14 protein-coding genes and 2 riboswitches are annotated in these 19,224 nt (G+C 66.2%); of the genes, 9 read left to right on the forward strand and 5 right to left on the reverse strand.

The window, feature by feature from the left end:
- Positions 1 to 197: 197 nt before the first annotated feature.
- Both F3J19_RS09950 and F3J19_RS09955 read right to left on the reverse strand, forming a co-directional pair.
- The gene (locus F3J19_RS09950) at positions 198 to 653 is read right to left on the reverse strand and encodes an Rrf2 family transcriptional regulator (RefSeq protein ID WP_167040250.1); all 456 of its coding nucleotides are present in this window, start codon (positions 651 to 653) and stop codon (positions 198 to 200) included.
- A gap of 97 nt (positions 654 to 750) precedes the next feature.
- A complete protein-coding gene (locus F3J19_RS09955; protein WP_205192732.1) occupies positions 751 to 1,227 on the reverse strand; it encodes a hypothetical protein in 477 nt (158 codons plus the stop codon).
- 256 nt (positions 1,228 to 1,483) lie between these two features.
- Between F3J19_RS09955 and F3J19_RS09960 the strand changes: the two genes are divergently transcribed.
- Both F3J19_RS09960 and F3J19_RS09965 read left to right on the forward strand, forming a co-directional pair.
- The gene (locus F3J19_RS09960) at positions 1,484 to 2,065 is read left to right on the forward strand and encodes a DJ-1/PfpI family protein (protein ID WP_167040252.1); all 582 of its coding nucleotides are present in this window, start codon (positions 1,484 to 1,486) and stop codon (positions 2,063 to 2,065) included.
- A gap of 169 nt (positions 2,066 to 2,234) precedes the next feature.
- On the forward strand, positions 2,235 to 2,561 hold the full coding sequence (locus tag F3J19_RS09965; protein WP_167040254.1) for a hypothetical protein: 327 nt from the start codon (positions 2,235 to 2,237) through the stop codon (positions 2,559 to 2,561).
- A 126-nt stretch (positions 2,562 to 2,687) separates the two neighbouring features.
- On the opposite strand, the gene F3J19_RS09970 is transcribed toward F3J19_RS09965, so the two are convergent.
- Positions 2,688 to 4,454: a sensor histidine kinase gene (locus F3J19_RS09970; protein ID WP_167040256.1), complete on the reverse strand. Its 1,767-nt coding sequence runs from the start codon at positions 4,452 to 4,454 to the stop codon at positions 2,688 to 2,690.
- A gap of 447 nt (positions 4,455 to 4,901) precedes the next feature.
- Here F3J19_RS09970 and F3J19_RS09975 point away from each other — a divergent pair, with 447 nt between their 5' ends.
- From F3J19_RS09975 to F3J19_RS10005, 7 genes are all read left to right on the forward strand, one after another.
- Positions 4,902 to 6,089, forward strand: coding sequence for an ammonium transporter (locus F3J19_RS09975; protein ID WP_167040258.1), 1,188 nt, complete (start codon positions 4,902 to 4,904; stop codon positions 6,087 to 6,089).
- A gap of 39 nt (positions 6,090 to 6,128) precedes the next feature.
- Positions 6,129 to 6,190: riboswitch (Fluoride riboswitch) on the forward strand.
- A gap of 75 nt (positions 6,191 to 6,265) precedes the next feature.
- Entirely contained in the window at positions 6,266 to 6,646 is a 381-nt protein-coding gene (crcB, locus tag F3J19_RS09980; RefSeq protein WP_167040260.1) for a fluoride efflux transporter CrcB, read from the forward strand.
- Between the two features lie 155 nt (positions 6,647 to 6,801).
- Positions 6,802 to 6,940, forward strand: a riboswitch (cobalamin riboswitch).
- A 33-nt stretch (positions 6,941 to 6,973) separates the two neighbouring features.
- Positions 6,974 to 8,035, forward strand: coding sequence for a HoxN/HupN/NixA family nickel/cobalt transporter (locus tag F3J19_RS09985; protein WP_167040262.1), 1,062 nt, complete (start codon positions 6,974 to 6,976; stop codon positions 8,033 to 8,035).
- 464 nt (positions 8,036 to 8,499) lie between these two features.
- On the forward strand, positions 8,500 to 9,336 hold the full coding sequence (locus F3J19_RS09990) for an IclR family transcriptional regulator (protein ID WP_167040264.1): 837 nt from the start codon (positions 8,500 to 8,502) through the stop codon (positions 9,334 to 9,336).
- A 456-nt stretch (positions 9,337 to 9,792) separates the two neighbouring features.
- Entirely contained in the window at positions 9,793 to 11,181 is a 1,389-nt protein-coding gene (locus F3J19_RS09995) for an MdtA/MuxA family multidrug efflux RND transporter periplasmic adaptor subunit (protein WP_167040266.1), read from the forward strand.
- Positions 11,182 to 11,205: 24 nt separating this feature from the next.
- Positions 11,206 to 14,340: an MdtB/MuxB family multidrug efflux RND transporter permease subunit gene (locus F3J19_RS10000; RefSeq protein ID WP_167040268.1), complete on the forward strand. Its 3,135-nt coding sequence runs from the start codon at positions 11,206 to 11,208 to the stop codon at positions 14,338 to 14,340.
- A 3-nt stretch (positions 14,341 to 14,343) separates the two neighbouring features.
- Entirely contained in the window at positions 14,344 to 17,682 is a 3,339-nt protein-coding gene (locus F3J19_RS10005; RefSeq protein WP_167040270.1) for an efflux RND transporter permease subunit, read from the forward strand.
- 213 nt (positions 17,683 to 17,895) lie between these two features.
- Here the strand turns inward: F3J19_RS10005 and F3J19_RS10010 are convergent, their stop codons facing one another.
- Both F3J19_RS10010 and F3J19_RS10015 read right to left on the reverse strand, forming a co-directional pair.
- Positions 17,896 to 18,360: a hypothetical protein gene (locus F3J19_RS10010; RefSeq protein ID WP_167040272.1), complete on the reverse strand. Its 465-nt coding sequence runs from the start codon at positions 18,358 to 18,360 to the stop codon at positions 17,896 to 17,898.
- 215 nt (positions 18,361 to 18,575) lie between these two features.
- Positions 18,576 to 19,139, reverse strand: a complete 564-nt coding sequence (locus F3J19_RS10015) for a peroxiredoxin (protein ID WP_167040274.1) — start codon at positions 19,137 to 19,139, stop codon at positions 18,576 to 18,578.
- Between the last annotated feature and the right edge of the window lie 85 nt (positions 19,140 to 19,224).

A 19,224-nucleotide genomic window follows, 5' to 3' on the forward strand; every position in this document is an offset into this window, starting at 1 on the left:
CCTGATCCGTTATATGTAACTACTATAGTTACATATTGAGTGAAAAAAAGCGGGGTGCTCACCCCGTTCCACCTCATTCGACTTCGTTCGTCTTTTCAGGCGTGCGTGCGTCACGTGTGCCGCAACACCCCTACACGCGTGCTGCGATGCTGCTTTTACCGCTGTCATGGCATGGCTTCGCCGGCCATGCCGCAACGTCATCCCCCCGCGCGCCGCTTGCGCGCCCGCTGCTTTTCCGTGCGCACGACGTCGGCGGTCGCGTCGGCGAGCGTGCGGCCGGCAAGCGCGCTCTCCATGGCCTGCTGCGCTTCGTCGACGATACCGTGCAGCACGCCCTGAATATTGCGCCCCACCATGCACGCCGGGTTCGGCGCCTCGCGATGCAGCGAAAATAGCGGCGCCTCTTCGACCGCGCGATACACGTCGAGCAGCGTGATCTGCCCGGGTGCCCGCGCGAGCAAGGCGCCGCCGCCCGCGCCCAGCTGCGAGGTGGTGAGCCCCGCTTCCGCGAGCATGCTCAGAAGCCGGCGAATCAGCGCGGGATTCGTATTGACGCTGCCCGCGATCATGTCCGAGGACAGCGGCACGCCCCCCTGCAACGACAACAGCGCAAGCACGTGCACAGCAAACGCAAACCGGCTACTCGTGTTCACAGCGAACCTGCCTCGCGGCGACAATGTGTAACCATGATAATTACACTTATCGCCTTCGTCAAACGAGGCGAGCCGATGCGGGCGACCCGCACGCGGCTCATTTATCCATCTGCTTCTGCGCGTCGGACGACTCGCCCGATGCCGCCGACGCAGCGGACGCCGCCGCGTTCTGCGCCGACCACGCCTGCAGCTTGCGCCCCGCCGCCTCGAGTCCCTGCCCCGTTAGCGACGCGGCCTTGCCCAACTGCGCGTTGGCCGCGCTCGCCGCGTTCTGCAGATTGGCCTGCGCGCTCGACGCCAGCGATGCGGGGTCGATCCTGAGCGACGGCGCGGATGCGGCATCGAGCGTCTGCTGCGCGGCGGCCTTGCTCGCATCGACCTGCTGACCGACATAGCTCGCCGCCTGATCAAGCTTCTGGCCGGCGGCCTGAGCCGCGTCGTCGAGCTTGCTCGTCACCTGGCCGGCCGACGCGTCGTTCTTCTGGCACGCGGCCAGGCCACCGAAGATCAGGACCACGAACGCCGCGCGGCGCAACAGCGAAGAAAACCGCGAAGAAGAAAGAGAGGAAATCATAGGTGCCATGAACCGCCGCGAGGCGGCCCGTGCTTGCGAAGACGCGCCCATGATACCGCCTTGCCCCGCGCGCTCCGTTTTTACGCGCCATGCGCAACACCTGGCGCACGGCGCACGGCCCGAGGATCGTCGCGGTTCTGTCAACGATGATGGAGTAGACTGCCGGAGCATTGAGCAGCATCTGTCAGCATCTCCTCGCGCCGATACACGCGAGTGAACCCGGCGCGGTATTCCGTTGATCAACCGGAGGCATACGATGGCGGCAAAGAAGATCCTGTTCCTGACCGGCGATTTCGCCGAGGATTACGAAACGATGGTGCCGTTTCAGGCGCTGCAGGCAGTCGGCCATATCGTCGACGCGGTCTGCCCGAACAAGAAGGCGGGCGATCGCGTGAAAACCGCGATCCACGATTTCGAAGGCGACCAGACCTATACCGAGAAGCCGGGCCACCAGTTCACGCTGAACGCCTCGTTCGACGACACCGATCCGCACCAGTACGACGCGCTCGCGATCGCCGGCGGCCGCGCGCCCGAGTATCTGCGGCTCAATCCGAAGGTGATCGACGTCGTGCGGCAATTCGCCGAGGCGGGCAAGCCGATCGCCGCGATCTGCCACGCCGCGCAGCTGCTCGCGGCCGCCGACGTGATCCGCGGCAAGCGCATTTCCGCCTACCCGGCCTGCGCGCCCGAAGTGAAGCTGGCGGGCGGCGAATACGCCGACATTCCCGTCGACGCGGCGATCACCGATGCCAACTTCGTCACCGCGCCCGCATGGCCCGCGCATCCCGAGTGGCTGCGTCAATTCCTCGTGCTGCTCGGCACGCGTATCGAGCATTGAGGTATCGCGTTCGACCGCTGGCGCGCCTGCGCGCCAGCACATGCGGCAAGCGCGGACGCAACGCCGCGCTCGCCGCCAGATCAAGCGGCCCCCTCATTTAAGATTTGTCCGATAGTTCTCGAAGCAAAGCTCCCCCATAGTCGCGGCTGCCCTGGGGAGTGCCGCTTCGATGAAACTGACCGACTGGATCGTCCTGCTTGCCGTCATCCTGATAGCAATCGCTTTTTTCTGCGCGCGCCGGCCCGGCGCCTGGTCGCGCAACACCCGCTCGCGGCAAATAAAGGGCACGCGCCTGCTGCTACAGGCCGCGTGCTCGCTGTGGGCAGCGAGCCTGATCGTCGCGCAAGGCTTTTTCAGCGTCGATGGCTTCGCCGGCCTGCGGCCCGCGCCGATCGAGGCGCTCGCGGGTGGCGCGGTACTACTCGCCTGCGGCTGTTACTGGTCGATACGCGGCACGAGGCTGCTCAAACCGCGGCGCATCTTCGCGGGCTGCTGAACGGGCACTGGGTGGACGATCGGACGAGCACCGCGCGGGCCGCAGGGCCGCCGGCAGCCTCGCGCCGCGTTCCTGACGCTCTTCTCCTGCCGCTCTCCCGCCTCTCCCTCACGCCGCTCTCGCGCCCTACCGGGTCCCGATCCCCCGCTGCACATCGATCGCGGACGCAGGCGCGGACAGCCTCGCATCGCCGCCACCGTCGCCGGCCTTCGCCCACTCGCGCGTCTCCCTCTGCGCGAGACTGCCCGGCGAATCGCGGCTCGCGAGAATCCCGGCCGCATCGGCAAGCACCCGCGCACCGGCTGCCCCAGCCCCCGCTTCGGGCAGCGACAGATAAAACGTCGTCCCGGTTCCTTCCTTCGACTCCGCCCATACGCGGCCGCCGTGCCGCTCGACCATGCGCCGCACGAGCGCGAGGCCGATGCCCTCGCCGGCCGTCGCGTTGCCGTGCAGACGCTGGAACGCGTTGAACAGACGCGGCAGCGCGACCGCCGGAATCCCGAGGCCGTTGTCGCGCACGTAGAAGATACGCAGCGACTGCACGCCGGGCGGCGCCGGCGTCGTGCCGATTTCGATGCGGCCTTCGCGCGCCGGCGCCAGATAGTTGACCGCATTGCCGACGAGGTTCGCGAAAATCTGTTCGAGCGCGGTCGGATCGCCCCACACCGCCGGCAATTCGCCGAGCGTCACGCGCGCGCGCCGCGCGCGGATCGAGCCCTGCATCGCATCGACGACGCGCTGCACGATGTCGCGCACGTCGACCTTCTGGCGCCGGTATTCGACGCGGCCGACGCGCGAGAGCCGCAGCAGCGCGTCGATGATGTGCGACGAGCGCAGCACGGCCGTCTGCAGATAATGCAGCGCCTCGCCGACGTCCTCGTCGATCACGCGCTCGATGCGTTGCCGCGCGCCGGCCGTGAGCGTCGATTCGCGCACCGCCGCGCGCAGTTCGTCGCAGGCGCGGATCAGTTCCTTCGAAAAGCCCTGCAGGTTCACGAGCGGCGCGCGCAGATCGTGCGACACGCTGTAGATGAACATCTCGTTTTCCTGGGTCTGCTGCCGCAGCGTCTCGTTGATGCGCGCGAGTTCGGCCGCGCGGCGCTCGAGGTCCGCATGAAAGCGCGCCTCGATGCGCTCGGCTTCGAGCAGACGGCGGCTCGTCTCGTGCAAGGTCAGGTCGAGCCGCGCGATCTCGTCGCGGCCTGCGCCGATCGGCGCAAGCGGCTCGTTGCTGGCGAGGCGCCCGGCGTTGTCGGAAAGCTGCGCAAGCCGGCCGCGCACGCCGCGCGTGAACAGCCACACGGCCATCGCGACGAACAGCAGCGAGCCGAACGCGGCCGCGACGATCAGCGATTGCTGACGGTCGCGCGCGGCGTCGGCGGCATTCGAGCGCAGCATGTCGAGGCGCCGCTCCTCGGCCTGGAACGCGGTCACCTGCAGACGAAAATGGTCGAGCACGTCGGCCTGGGCGAGATCGTGGAAGCGCGCGAGAATGTCGGCGCGGCGCCCCGCGTGCATCAGGTCCTCGATCCGGTCCGACCATTGGCGATACGCCTGCACCGCCTGGCGCACCTCGACCACGCGCTCGACCTGCGCCGGATTGTCGGCGACCAGCTCGGCCAGTTGATCGATGCGCCGGTCCACGTCGACCCATACCGCGACCGGCGTCGTGAAGCGGACGTCGTTGGCAAGCACGGCGCCGCGCAGCGCGACCGATTCCGACAGCACCGGGTCGAGAATCGCGGTGCTCTGGCGCAGCACTTCCTCGCTGTGCATTGCCCAGCGCTCGGCTCGCGCCGTATCGGCCTGCGCCTTCACGAGTCCGGAGAGCAGCGCCAGTTCGAGAACGGCGGGAATCGCGATCAGCAACAGGCCTTTAGTGGTCAGTCTCATGCGTACGCATTGGTGGGAATGGCCGGCGGATCGTGCACGGAATCGGCACATTATGTCGGCGTTTGCGCGGGAAGACAAAGCGGGCCGCAGGCCGGGCCGCACGGGAAGCCGGCGCGAACGCGACGCGAGACACGCCGCCCGGCTGTCGGGCGCCGTATGCGCCGCATACACCGCAGGCGCCTCATGCGTCAGGAATCCAGATAAAACTGTAATAGAAATCGAAGATTATGCCCCCGGCTGGATCATTCCCGCCGCCATCCGGCGCGCATGCACTTTTTTTGTGCCTGTTGTCGCTATTCAGGTGCAAAGTCCAGCCCACGCGGCACGGTGCGAAATCGTGTGCAAGTCCATCCCGGTGCCTGCTTGCACCGCACCGGCGCCGCCGGCACAACTTTGGCCCACTTCTTGCTCACATAGCGCACTTTTTGGCATAAGCGGGACACATCGATGGAAAGTCTGAAATACGGCGCCGACACCGAGTTTCTTCTGCTCGGCGCCGCCATGGTGCTGGCGATGCACGCGGGCTTCGCGTTCCTGGAACTCGGCACGGTGCGCAAGAAGAATCAGGTCAATGCGCTCGTCAAGATCCTCGTGGATTTCGCCGTCTCGACGATCGCGTATTTCTTCATCGGCTACACGATCGCGTACGGCGTGCAGTTTTTCGGCAGCGCCGCGTCGCTCGCCGAGCACAACGGCTACGGGCTCGTGCGCTTCTTCTTCCTGCTGACGTTCGCCGCCGCGATTCCGGCGATCGTCTCGGGCGGCATCGCCGAGCGCTCGAAATTCAACCCGCAGCTGTTCGCGACGTTCGTGCTGGTCGGCTTCGTCTATCCGTTCTTCGAAGGCATCGCGTGGAATAACCGCTTCGGCATTCAGGACTGGCTCACGCAGGCGTTCGGCGCACCGTTCCACGACTTCGCGGGCTCGGTCGTCGTGCACGCGTTCGGCGGCTGGGTCGCGTTGCCGGCCGTGCTGCTGCTCGGCGCGCGCCACGGCCGTTATCACCGCGACGGCGGCATCGCCGCGCATCCGCCCTCGAACATTCCGTTTCTCGCGCTCGGCGCATGGGTGCTGACGGTCGGCTGGTTCGGCTTTAACGTGATGAGCGCGCAGACGCTCGACAAGATCAGCGGCCTCGTCGCGGTCAACTCGCTGATGGCGATGGTCGGCGGCACGCTGAGCGCCTGGTTCGCCGGCCGCAACGACCCCGGCTTCACGTACAACGGCCCGCTCGCCGGACTCGTCGCGGTATGCGCGGGCTCCGACCTCATGCACCCGCTCGGCGCGCTGGTGACGGGCGGCATCGCCGGCGTGCTGTTCGTCTATATGTTCACCTGCGTGCAGAACCGCTGGCGCATCGACGACGTACTCGGCGTATGGCCGCTGCACGGCCTGTGCGGCGCGTGGGGCGGCATCGCGGCCGGCATCTTCGGGATGCGCGCGCTGGGCGGCATGGGTGGCGTGTCGCTCGGCGCGCAGGTGCTCGGCACGCTCGGCGGCATCGTCGTGGCGGTGCTCGGCGGCACGCTCGTGTATGGCGTGATCCGCATGACCGTGGGCCTGAGGCTCGATCAGGAAGAGGAATACAACGGCGCGGATCTGTCGATCCACAAGATTTCGGCGACGCCGGAGTGAGCCGGGGTGCGCGTACAAATGCGCACACCGATGTTAGACTGCGCGGCTGGAGATGGCATTCTCCCTTAACCGCCCTTGGGGCTGATGATGCCTGCTACGCCCGGTCATGCGGACGCGGCATCGTCTCGCCCGCATGAACCGGTTTGTCGACACACTCCGGTTTCCGATCCTCTTCCATGTATTGGTCCTTTCTCGCTGTCGCCATCGGCGGCGCACTCGGCTCGCTGTTTCGCTGGTTCCTCGGCATTCGCCTGAACGGCCTGTTTAGCGGACTGCCGCTCGGCACGCTGGCCGCCAACGTGATCGCCGGCTACATCATCGGCGTGGCGGTCGCGGGCTTCGCGCGCGTGCCGCAACTCGCGCCGGAATGGCGGCTCTTCGTCATCACCGGTTTGATGGGTGGTCTCTCAACGTTCTCGACCTTCTCCGCCGAAGTCGTGCAACGCCTGCAGGACGGACGGCTCGGCTGGGCGGCCGGCGAAGTCGCGATTCACGTCAGCGCCTCGCTCGCGATGACGATCCTCGGCATCGCAACGGTGTCGCTGCTGTCGCGCTGAGCAGCCGGCTCGACACTCGCTCGGCACCCGCGCAGTACTCGCGTGCGGACATGCGTGCCGCCGCCCGAAAAACCCAACCGGGAGCGAAACCGGAACCCGTTCGACGGTCTCGCCGACTCTCGCGGCCGGCGCAGAAATCGACTTTTCAGTATCGGCGATGTATAAGCCCACAGGGCCTACGCCTCAACACGGACACAGCGGGAAGCCGGTGAGATTCCGGCGCGGTCGCGCCACTGTATCGGGGGAACCTGTTTCACCCCGGAGTCAGACCTCGCTATGTCGTCTTTTCCCAACCTGCACGGAACGCGCAATTCCTGGAGATTCAACATGCTTGATCGACTCGTCGAGATTTTCAACGATTCGGATTCGAGAGTCCGCAGCAAATTATTCGGCATCTACGGCGTGCTGATCGCCATCAACCTGCTCGCGTGGCTGTGGGCGATCGTGGCGTTCCACCACTATCCGGTGCTGCTCGGCACCGCGCTGCTCGCGTACGGATTCGGCCTGCGCCATGCCGTCGACGCCGACCACATCGCCGCCATCGACAACGTGACGCGCAAGCTCATGCAGGAACGCAAGCGGCCCGTTGCCGTGGGCTTCTTTTTCTCGCTCGGCCATTCGAGCGTGGTCGTGCTCGCGTCGGTCGCGGTGGCGCTCGCGACCACCGCGATCCAGGGCCGCTTCGACAACTATAGGGAGATCGGCGGCATCGTCAGCACGGCCGTGTCGTCCTTTTTCCTGTTCGCGCTCGCGCTGATGAACTTCCTGATTCTGCGCGGCATCTACCGCGCGTGGCGCCACGTGCGCAATGGCGGCGCCTATGTCGACGACGACTTCGACATGCTGCTCGCGAATCGAGGCTTCATCGCGCGCCTGTTCCGGCCGCTCTTCCGGCTCGTGACGCGTAGCTGGCACATGTATCCGATCGGCTTTCTGTTCGGCCTCGGCTTCGACACCGCCACGGAAATCGGCCTGCTCGGCATCGCGGCGACGCAGGCGGCCAAGGGGCTCTCGCCGTGGGCGATCATGGTGTTTCCGGTGCTGTTCAGTGCGGGCATGTCGCTCGTCGACACGCTCGACGGCCACCTGATGCTCGGCGCCTACGGCTGGGCGTACGAAAGGCCGCTGCGCAAGATCTACTACAACATGACGATCACGCTCGTCTCGATCGCGGTCGCGCTCGTGATCGGCGGCATCGAGGCGCTCGGCCTTCTCGCGGATCAGCTGAACCTGAAAGGCGGCATCTGGGACGCGATCGGCGCGCTCAACGATAACTTCGGCATGCTCGGCTACATCATCATCGGCATCTTCGCGCTCAGCTGGCTCGTGTCGGCGGTGATCTATCGCGTGAAGCGTTTCGACGAGGTGCAGACCAACCCGCAGGTCTGAGCGTACGAGAGCGGAAAGAAAGCGGAAAAGAAAAAAAGGCGTCACGTTGCCGTGACGCCTTAAAAGTTCTAGCCATTCCGAGGGCCGTGCTAGAACCTGAGAGACGGTATTAAAGCAAAAGCAGCGGGGGTTAAAAGCGGTGCCGCAGTGCCTGAAAGCAGACTTCGAAAGCATTCGCCGCCGAGCCCCTTGCATTCCCGCGCGATACGGGCAACGGGAACGATACGGCCGGCAACCTTTCTGGAAGATTCCATCTTTCGAAATAATGTTCCATTTTTTATGATTATGCTGACTAAGTCAAGCAAAATCCGAATCCAGGTCGTTCCGGCAACTTTTTCCGATAGAATCGATTTGTCACAAACAAAACTGAACTGGTGCCACGGCTGGAAGATGCCCGCCGTCTTCCGTAGACCGGCCGTCGACGGGGGACGAACTCAGAATCTGAAATACAGTTCCAAAAAACCATGAAACGACCTACTCCGATCCCGAGCGCAGCGGTCGTCGCCAAAGACCGGGACGGCTCGGGCGACGAAGTCACCGCCCTCGCTCGCGGCCTGACCGTGCTGCGCTCGATTGCCGCCGCGAACGCGCCGCTGAGCAATCGCGAACTCGCCGAACTCACCGGCATTCCGAAGCCGACGGTCTCGCGCATCACGGCGACGCTGGTCAGCGTCGGCTTCCTGCTGCGGCTGCCCGACAGCGAACGCTTCGTGCTGACTTCGTCGGTGCTGGAGCTGAGCAACGGCTTTCTGCGCAATTTCGACATCCGCGCCCGCGCACGGCCTTTCCTGATCGAACTCGCCGAGCGCACCGCCCTCTCGGTGCATCTGGCCGTGCGCGACCGCTTCGACATGGTCGTGATCGACACGATCCGGCCGCGCTCGGCGGTGCTCGTGTCGCGGCTCGAAATCGGCTCGCGCATGAGCCTGACGCGCACCGCGGTCGGCCGCGCCTATCTGGTGGCGCTCGAGCAGCCGGAACGCGAAGCGTTGCTTGCCGGTCTGCAGACGGCCGAAGGCAACGAATGGGGCTACATCGGCGGACGGCTCGAAAGCGCGATCGAGGACACGCTGGAGCGCGGCTTCGCGATCGCCACCGGCGAGTGGTACGACGGCCTCAATGCGATCGCGCTCGGCTTCGTCGGGCCGTCGGGCGAGCGCTATGCGGTCAATTGCGGCGGCGCGGCCGACCAGTGCCCGCGCGACTGGCTCATCTCGCATGCCGCGCCCGCGCTGCTCGAATGCATCGGCAAGATCGTGCTCGAAGTCGGCGGCACGCCGGCGCGCCGGCTCGACACCTGAGGCACCGAGACAGACACCGCGACAGGCACGGCGAAAAGCACCGCAGCCGGATGCGCCACCAGCCGGCGCACGCGGCCGACGGCGCCCGGCGAGGCGCCCCTTCACACCAGGCCAACAATTTCCCAACATCCTGTAACCTTCGTAATTAAACGAAAAATAGGCGGCTGGACTGTTACAGAGACCGCAACGTACGATCACGCATCCCGTCGCGGGATACACGCGCATCTGGCCGTTTTTGCCGTCGAAAACGGCGCCGCGCGCGCCGTGGTGATTCCGCATTGCGTTAACATCTCTGTCCCGCGCCTCGGGTAGCATCGCGTTGCGCGACGCACCCGCAACCGAACGCAACCTGACGCAACCGCAGCCGCCTGTCATGCCGTCCACGTGTCGCCGCCCTGCGGGCGCGGCAAACGCGCGAGCGGCGCACATCAAAAAGCCAGCCACCCGACCGAACCGATGGACGAACAACAAAAGCACCCGGAAAACCAGCGCCCCACCGCTTCCCAACCGTCGGCAAGCGGCGCGCAACATGGCGCGCCCGGCGCGGTAAAGCGGCATCGCGGCCGCACCATCGCACTGATCGTCGCGGTTCTGGTCATTCTCGGAGTGGTGCTATGGCGCTGGCATCCGTGGGGCGGCGCGAGCGGCGCCAGCGCCCCGACCGGCGCAAGCGGTGCGCGGGGCGGTGGCCGCTTCGGCCGCGGCGGTCCGAACGCGATGGCGAACATGGCGCAGCCGGTACACGTCGCCACCGCCACGCAAGGCGAGATGCCGGTCGTGCTGACCGCGCTCGGCACGGTCACGCCGCTGGCTACCGTGACCGTGCTGCCGCAGCTGAGCGGCGTCCTGCAGGACGTCTATTTCAAGGAAGGCCAGATGGTCAGGAAGGGCGACGTGCTGGCCCAGATCGACCCGCGCCCGTACGAGATTTCGCTGCGCAACGCCGAGGGCACACTGGTGCGCGACGAGGCGCTGCTCGCCACCGCGCGCCTCGACCTCAAGCGCTACCAGACACTGCTCGCGCAGGACTCGATCGCGAGCCAGCAGGTCGACACGCAGGCATCGCTCGTGCGCCAGTACGAAGGCACCGTTAAGTCCGACCAGGCGAATGTCGACAATTTCAAGCTCGACCTCATCTACGCGCGCATCACCGCGCCGGTGTCGGGCCGCGTCGGCCTGCGCCAGGTCGATCCGGGCAACTACGTGACCTCGGGCCTCGCGAACGGCATCGCGGTCATCACGCAGTTACAGCCGATCAGCGTGATCTTCACGACTTCGGAAGACAACCTGCAGCAGATCATCCAGCACACGCAGAACGGCGAACAGCTCTCGGCCACCGCCTACGACCGCAGCAACACGCGGCCGCTCGAAGTCGGCTCGCTGAAGACGATGGACAACCAGATCGACACGACCACCGGCACGGTGCGTCTGCGCGCGCTCTTCGATAACAAGGACAACGGGCTGTTCCCGAACCAGTTCGTCAACACGCGCCTGCTCGTCGACACGATCAAGGACGCCGTCATCGTGCCGACCTCGGCGGTGCTCAACGGCTCGATGGGTCCGTTCGTCTACGTCGTGAAGGACGACAACACGGTCACGGTCCGGCCGGTCAAGCCCGGTCCCGTGGACGGCGAGCGCACCAGCATCAAGTCGGGCCTCGCGCTCGGCGAGCGCGTCGTGATCGACGGTTCGGACCGTCTGCGCGAAGGCTCGAAGATCACGATTCCGGCCGAGCGGCCCAGTGGTGCATCGGGCGCATCGGGCGCGCACGCTGCGGTCGGCGCCTCGGGTGCTTCCGCCGCGCATGCGCATCGCGGCAGACACGCGTCGCAGGCTGCGCAATAAAGTAAAAGGCACGGCACTTACCGCATGAATCCATCCCGCGCTTTTATTCTGCGTCCCGTCGGCACCGCGCTGCTCATGGCGGCGATCATGCTGGTCGGCCTCGTGGCGCTGCGCTTTCTGCCGCTCTCCGCGCTACCCGAGGTCGACTATCCGACGATCCAGGTGCAGACCTTCTATCCGGGCGCGAGTCCGGACGTGATGACGTCGTCGGTGACGGCGCCGCTCGAGCGGCAGTTCGGACAGATGCCGTCGCTCAATCAGATGTCGTCGCAAAGCTCGGCAGGCTCGTCGATCATCACGCTGCAGTTCAGCCTCGACTTGCCGCTCGACATCGCCGAACAGGAAGTGCAGGCCGCCATCAATGCGGCCGGCAACCTGCTGCCGTCCGACCTGCCCGCACCGCCGATCTACGCGAAGGTCAATCCGGCCGACGCGCCGATCATCACGCTCGCGATCACCTCGAAAACGCTGCCGCTCACCCAGGTGCAGGACCTCGCCGACACGCGCCTCGCGCAGAAAATCTCGCAGGTGGCGGGCGTGGGTCTCGTCAGCCTGTCGGGCGGCCAGCGCCCGGCCGTGCGGATTCAGGCGAACCCGCGCGCGCTCGCCGCGTACGGCCTGAATCTCGACGATCTGCGCACCACGATCTCGAACCTCAACGTCAACACGCCGAAGGGCAACTTCGACGGCCCGACGCGCAACTACACGATCAACTCGAACGACCAGCTGACCGATCCCGACCAGTACAAGAGCGCGGTGATCGCCTACAAGAACGGCCGGCCGGTCATGCTGACCGACGTCGCGAACATCGTCGCGGGCGCGGAGAACACCAAGCTCGGCGCGTGGGTCGACAACACGCCGGCGATCATCCTGAACGTGCAGCGCCAGCCGGGCGCGAACGTGATCCAGGTGGTCGACAGCATCAAGGCGCTGCTGCCGCAACTGCAGCAGGCGCTGCCCGCCGCGCTCGACGTGCAGGTCGTCACCGACCGCACCACGACGATCCGCGCGTCGGTGCGCGACGTGCAGTTCGAACTGGCGATGTCGGTCGTGCTGGTCGTGCTGGTGATGTACCTGTTCCTCGCCAACGTCTACGCGACGATCATCCCGAGCCTCTCGGTGCCGCTCTCGCTGATCGGCACGCTCGCCGTGATGTACCTGTGCGGCTTCTCGCTCGACAACCTCTCGCTGATGGCGCTGACCATCGCGACCGGCTTCGTGGTCGACGACGCGATCGTGATGATCGAGAACATCGCGCGCTACGTCGAGGAAGGCGACACGGCGCTCGAAGCCGCGCTGAAGGGCTCCAAGCAGATCGGCTTCACGATCATCTCGCTGACGGTCTCGCTGATCGCGGTGCTGATTCCGCTGCTGTTCATGGGCGACGTGGTCGGCCGGCTGTTCCACGAATTCGCGATCACGCTCGCGGTGACGATCGTGATCTCGGCGGTCGTCTCGCTCACGCTCGTGCCGATGATGTGCGCGAAGCTGCTGCGCCACACGCCACCGCACGAAAGCCACCGCTTCGAGGCGAAGGCACACCGCTTCATCGACTGGGTGATCGCGCGCTACGCGGTCGCGCTCACGTGGGTGCTGAACCGGCAGCGCTCGACGCTCGTCGTCGCCGTGCTCACGCTCGTGCTGACCGGGCTGCTCTACGTGTTCGTGCCGAAGGGCTTCTTCCCCGTGCAGGACACCGGCGTAATCCAGGCGATCACGCAGATGCCGCAGTCGGTCTCGTTCGCGTCGATGGCCGAGCGTCAGCAGGCGCTCGCCGCGCAAATTCTGAAGAACCCGGACGTCGACAGCCTCACGTCGTTCATCGGCGTGGACGGCAGCAACATCACGCTGAACAGCGGCCGCATGCTCATCAACCTGAAGCCGCGCGACGACCGCAGCCATACCGCGAGCGACGTGATCCGCCAGTTGCAGAAGGACGTCGCGCACATTCCGGGCGCCTCGCTTTTCATGCAGCCGGTGCAGGACCTGACGATCGACTCGACCGTGAGCCCGACGCAATACCAGTTCATGCTGACCGATCCGAACATCAGCGAATTCACGACGTGGGTGCCGAAGCTGGTCGACCGCCTGAAGCAGTCGCCCGAACTCGCCGACGTCGCGACCGATCTGCAGGACAACGGCCGCTCGGTGTTCATCGAGATCGACCGTGCGACCGCCGCGCGCTTCGGCATCACGCCGGCCACGATCGACAGTGCGCTTTACGACGCGTTCGGCCAGCGCATCATCTCGACGATCTTCACGCAGTCGAACCAGTACCGCGTGATTCTCGAAGCGCAGCCGACGATGCAGCAATACACCGATTCGCTGAATTCGATCTACCTGCCCTCTTCCACCTCGACGGGCGGCCAGGTGCCGCTGTCGTCGATCGCGAAGTTCATCGAGCGGCCCGCGCCGCTGCTCGTCACGCACCTGAGCCAGTTCCCGGCCACCACGGTGTCGTTCAACCTCGCGCCCGGTTCGTCGCTCGGCGCGGCCGTGCAGGCGATTCAGCAGGCCGAGCAGGACATCGGCCTGCCCGCCTCGTTCCAGACGCGCTTCCAGGGCGCGGCGCTCGCGTTCCAGGCCTCGCTCGCCAACGAGCTGTTCCTGATCCTCGCGGCGATCGTCACGATGTACATCGTGCTCGGCGTGCTGTACGAGAGCTTCATCCATCCGATCACGATTCTCTCCACGCTGCCGTCGGCCGGCGTCGGCGCGCTGCTCGCGCTGCTCATGACCGGCCACGATCTCGACATCATCGGCATCATCGGCATCGTGCTGCTGATCGGCATCGTGAAGAAGAACGCGATCATGATGATCGACTTCGCGCTCTACGCCGAGCGCGAGGAAGGCAAGCCGCCGCGCGAGGCGATCTACCAGGCGTGTCTCTTGCGCTTCCGGCCGATCCTGATGACCACGTTGGCCGCCCTGCTCGGCGCGCTGCCGCTGATGCTCGGCACCGGCGCGGGCTCGGAGCTGCGCCGCCCGCTCGGCATCGCGATCGCGGGCGGCCTGATCGTGAGCCAGCTGCTGACGCTGTTCACGACGCCGGTGATCTACCTCGCGTTCGATTCGCTCGGCCGCCGCCTGCGCGAGCGCTTCAACCGTAGCGACTCGTCCGGCAGCGCCACGCCGCCCGCCGCCGATGCAGGGAACTAGGCGATGAACCTGTCGCGTCCGTTCATTTCCCGCCCGGTCGCCACCACGCTGCTGGCGATCGGCATCGCGCTGTCGGGCGTGTTCGCGTTCACGAAGCTGCCGGTCGCGCCCTTGCCGCAGGTCGATTTCCCGACCATCTCGATCCAGGCGTCGCTGCCGGGCGCGAGCCCCGAGACCGTGGCGACGAGCGTCGCGAGTCCGCTCGAACGGCATCTGGGCTCGATCGCCGACGTCACCGAAATGACCTCGTCGAGTTCGGTCGGCGCGGCGCGCATCACGATGCAGTTCGGCCTGAACCGCGACATCGACGGCGCCGCGCGCGACGTGCAGGCCGCCATCAACGCGGCGCGCGCCGACCTGCCCGCGAGCCTGCGCAGCAACCCGACCTACCACAAGGTCAACCCCGCCGACGCGCCGATCCTGATTCTCGCGCTCACCTCGCACACGCTGACGGCCGGCCAGTTGTACGACTCGGCCGCCACGGTGCTGCAGCAGTCGCTCTCGCAGGTGGACGGCATCGGCGAAGTGGACGTGAACGGCTCGGCGAACCCGGCCGTGCGCGTCGAACTGGAGCCGCATGCGCTGTCGCACTACGGCATCGGTCTCGAAGACGTGCGCGCGGCGCTCGCCTCGGCCAACGCGAACAGCCCGAAAGGCTCGATCGAGTTCGGCGAGAACCGCGTGCAGCTCTACACCAACGACCAGGCGAGCAAGGCATCGCAGTACAAGGACCTCGTGATCGCCTATCGCAACGGCGCGCCGGTCAAGCTCTCGGACATGGGCGAGGTTGTCGATTCGGTCGAAGACCTGCGCAACCTCGGCCTCTTCAACGGCAAGCGCTCGGTGCTCGTGATCCTGTACCGGCAGCCCGGCGCGAACATCATCGAGACCGTCGACCGCGTCAAGGCCATGCTGCCGCAACTGCACGCGTCGCTGCCCGCCGACGTCGACATCGAGCCGACCTCGGACCGCTCCACGACGATCCGCGCCTCGCTGAAGGACACCGAGCGCACGCTCGTGATCGCGGTCGCGCTCGTCGTGATGGTGGTGTTCCTGTTCCTGCGCAACTGGCGCGCCACGCTGATTCCGAGCGTGGCCGTGCCGATCTCGATCATCGGCACGTTCGGCGCGATGTATCTGATGGGCTTCTCGATCGACAACCTCTCGCTGATGGCGCTGACCATCGCGACCGGCTTCGTCGTCGACGACGCGATCGTCGTGCTCGAAAACATCTCGCGGCACATCGAGAACGGCGTGCCGCGCAGGAAGGCCGCGTTCCGCGGCGCGCGCGAGGTCGGCTTCACGGTGATGTCGATCAGCATCTCGCTCGTCGCGGTGTTCCTGCCGATTCTGCTGATGGGCGGCATCGTCGGGCGCCTGTTCCGCGAGTTCGCGCTGACGCTGTCGCTCGCGATCGCGGTGTCGCTCCTCGTCTCGCTCACGCTCACGCCGATGATGTGCTCGCGCCTGCTGCGCGAGCCGCATGAAAAGCGCGAGGAGAGCCGCTTCGGCCAGTGGCTCGAGCGCGGCTTCATGTCGATGCAGCACGGCTACGAGCGCACGCTCGGCTGGGCGCTGCGCCATCCGCTCCTGATCGTCACCATCCTGCTGCTGACGATCGCGCTGAACGTCGCGCTCTACATCATCGTGCCGAAGGGCTTCTTTCCGCAGCAGGACACCGGGCGGCTCGTCGGCGGCATCCAGGCCGACCAGAGCACCTCGTTCCAGGCGATGAAGGGCAAGTTCGCGCAGATGATGGACATCGTCGGCAAAAACCCGGCCGTCGACAGCGTGGTCGGCTTCACGGGCGGCCGGCAGACCAACTCGGGCTTCATGTTCGTGTCGCTCAAGTCGAAGAGCGAGCGCAAGCTCTCCGCCGATCAGGTGATCCAGCAGCTGCGCGCACCGCTTGGCGACGTGGCCGGCGCGCGCACGTTCCTGCAATCGGTGCAGGACATCCGCGTGGGCGGCCGGCAATCGAACGCGCAGTATCAGTTCACGCTGCTCGCCGACTCGACGCCCGACCTCTACAAGTGGGGACCGAAGCTGACCGAAGCGCTGCAGGCGCGCAAGGAACTCGCGGACGTCAACTCCGACCAGCAGCAAGGCGGCCTCGAAGCGATGGTGACGATCGACCGCGCGACCGCGTCGCGCGTCGGCATCAAGCCCGCGCAGATCGACAACACGCTCTACGACGCGTTCGGCCAGCGCCAGGTGTCGACGATCTACAACCCGCTGAACCAGTATCACGTCGTGATGGAAGTCGCGCCGCGCTACTGGCAGAGCCCGGAGATGCTGAATGAAATCTTCGTCAGCACCTCGGGCGGCAGCGCGAGCGGCGCGCAAACCACCAACGCGCCGGCCGGCACGGTGACCGCGCACGCGGCGGCGAGTACGACCAGCACAACCAGCACGACCAGTGCGGCCACGGGCGGCGCGGCGGGCACCACCGCCACGAGCGCGGCCAGCATCGCCGCCGACTCCGCGCGCAACCAGGCGATCAACTCGATCGCGGCGAGCGGCAAGTCGAGCGCGTCGTCGGGCTCGCCGGTCTCGACCGCGAAGGAAACGATGGTGCCGCTCTCGGCCATCGCGAGCTTCGGGCCGGGCACCACGCCGCTGTCGGTCAATCACCAGAGCCAGTTCGTGGCCTCGACGATTTCGTTCAACCTGCCGCCGGGCGTGTCGCTCTCCACCGCCACCCAGGCGATCTACGACACGATGGCCGAAATCGGCATGCCGGGCACGATCCACGGCAGCTTCCAGGGCACCGCGCAGGCGTTCCAGCAGTCGATGTCCGACCAGCCGATCCTGATCCTCGCGGCGCTCGCGGCCGTCTACATCGTGCTCGGCATCCTGTACGAAAGCTACATCCATCCGCTGACGATTCTCTCGACGCTGCCGTCGGCCGGCGTCGGCGCCCTGCTCGCGCTGCTGCTCTTCAAGACCGAGTTCAGCATCATCGCGCTGATCGGCGTGATCCTGCTGATCGGCATCGTGAAGAAGAACGCGATCATGATGGTGGACTTCGCGATCGAGGCCTCGCGCCACGGGCTGTCGTCGCGCGATGCGATCTACCAGGCGTGTCTGCTGCGCTTCCGGCCGATCATGATGACCACGTTCGCGGCGCTGCTCGGCGCGTTGCCGCTCGCGTTCGGACGCGGCGAAGGCGCGGAGATGCGCGCGCCGCTCGGTATTTCGATCGTCGGCGGGCTGATCGTGAGCCAGATGCTCACGCTCTATACGACGCCGGTCGTGTATCTCTACATGGACCGCATCCGCGTGCGCTGGGAAGCGCGAAAGGCGCGCCGCTCGGGTGGCGCCACGCCGACGTCGTCGTAACGTTCAATGGCAACGCGGCGGGTTGGCATGCCCGATAAATTCGATGCATGCGAACCCGCCGCGTGAGCCGGCGCGACCAACCAGCAGAAGACTTTTAAAGCGAGAGCTTCGGCGTTTTCCCGTGGCGTTTCGTTGAAAACTTTTGCTCCGCGTTGCCGTTCTTAAGCCGGCTCGGCGTTTCTGTTCAGGGTTTTTGCTCAGAGTTTCTGTGCCTCAGAGTTTCTGTGCAATAGCCAGCGCAAAAATCCGCTGCCATTGGCGCGCCTCGCGCTCGCCCGACATCGGCACGATCCACTCGGCGTGCCGCGGGTCCTTCACCTCGAGCGCAAGTTGTGCCTGCGCGCCGCCGCCCCGCACTTCGGCGCCGAGCAGATCGGCGAAGATATACGCGCCCTTTTCGTCGCCGACGCGAATCTCGCAGAGCCGCTTGGCCGCCGCGAGTCGCAGCGCACCCCAGTTGCCCTTCAGCTCATGCGTCCAGTCGCCGTCGCGCACGTTCGGCGCGACTTCGCGGCGCCGCCGCAACCAGTGCGCCAGCGCGCCGATCAACAGCAGCGCGACCAGCACGGCGACGCCGACCGCGACGGCCAGGCCGAACGCGGCCTGCAACGCATAAAAGGCCCGCACCGCACCGTACACCAGCGCGATCAGCGCAATCAACGCAACGAGAATCGGCATCGCTCACTCACCCGGCAAAAGGCTTGAGCCTAGCACGAGCGCGCGCCGGTCCGCGATGCAACCCGTCGTTGCGCCAATCGCGGTGCCGCGCGCAAGAGGCCGGCGGGCCGACGCGCCACGGCTTGCCTGCCGCTACGGCGCTGCGTAGCCGACTATGCGGCGTGCCCTGGCGGGCACCAGGCACACCAGCGGGCACCACCGCACCCCGCTCCGCCTCACTGCGCCTTATGCGCCGCCGTCCAGTCCTTGAGCGCCTTCAGCGTGTTCTCGACATGCTTCTCGGGCGACAGGCTCGTGTATTCGTAGATGATCTTGCCGTCCGGCGCGATCACGTACGACACGCGATTGGCCATGCCGCTATGCAGCGGCATGCTGGCGTCGTATGCGCCGATCACCTTCGAATCGGCATCGGCCGCGACCGGGAATTTGCTGCGGCACTCGCTGACCGAGAACTTCGTCAGCGTATCGATGTTGTCGTGCGACACACCGATCACCGTCGCACCGTACTTCCTGTATTCGTCGACCGCATCGGCGAACTCGTGCGCCTCGATCGTGCAGCCCTTCGTGAACGCGGCCGGATAGAAGTACAGCACGACCGGGCCCTTCTTCAGTTCGTCGGCGAGCGAGTAGGTGTAGGTCTTGCCGCCGAGCGAGGCTTCGGTCGTGAAGGTCGGCGCGGTGTCGCCCGGCTTCAGCGTCGCCGATGCGAGCGGCGAATGCATGGCGAATCCGAGCGCCATGACGGCGGCGAACGCCGCCGGTAGGTGTTTGATCTTCATCTGCGTCTCCCTGCGTGAGCACACGCGTTGTCATCCAGTCCGGGGCATCGGGGACGGCCTCGGCCATCCCTGCATCGGCTATTGG

The organism is Burkholderia sp. Ax-1724 (genome assembly GCF_011752995.1).
Taxonomy (GTDB): Bacteria; Pseudomonadota; Gammaproteobacteria; order Burkholderiales; family Burkholderiaceae; genus Paraburkholderia.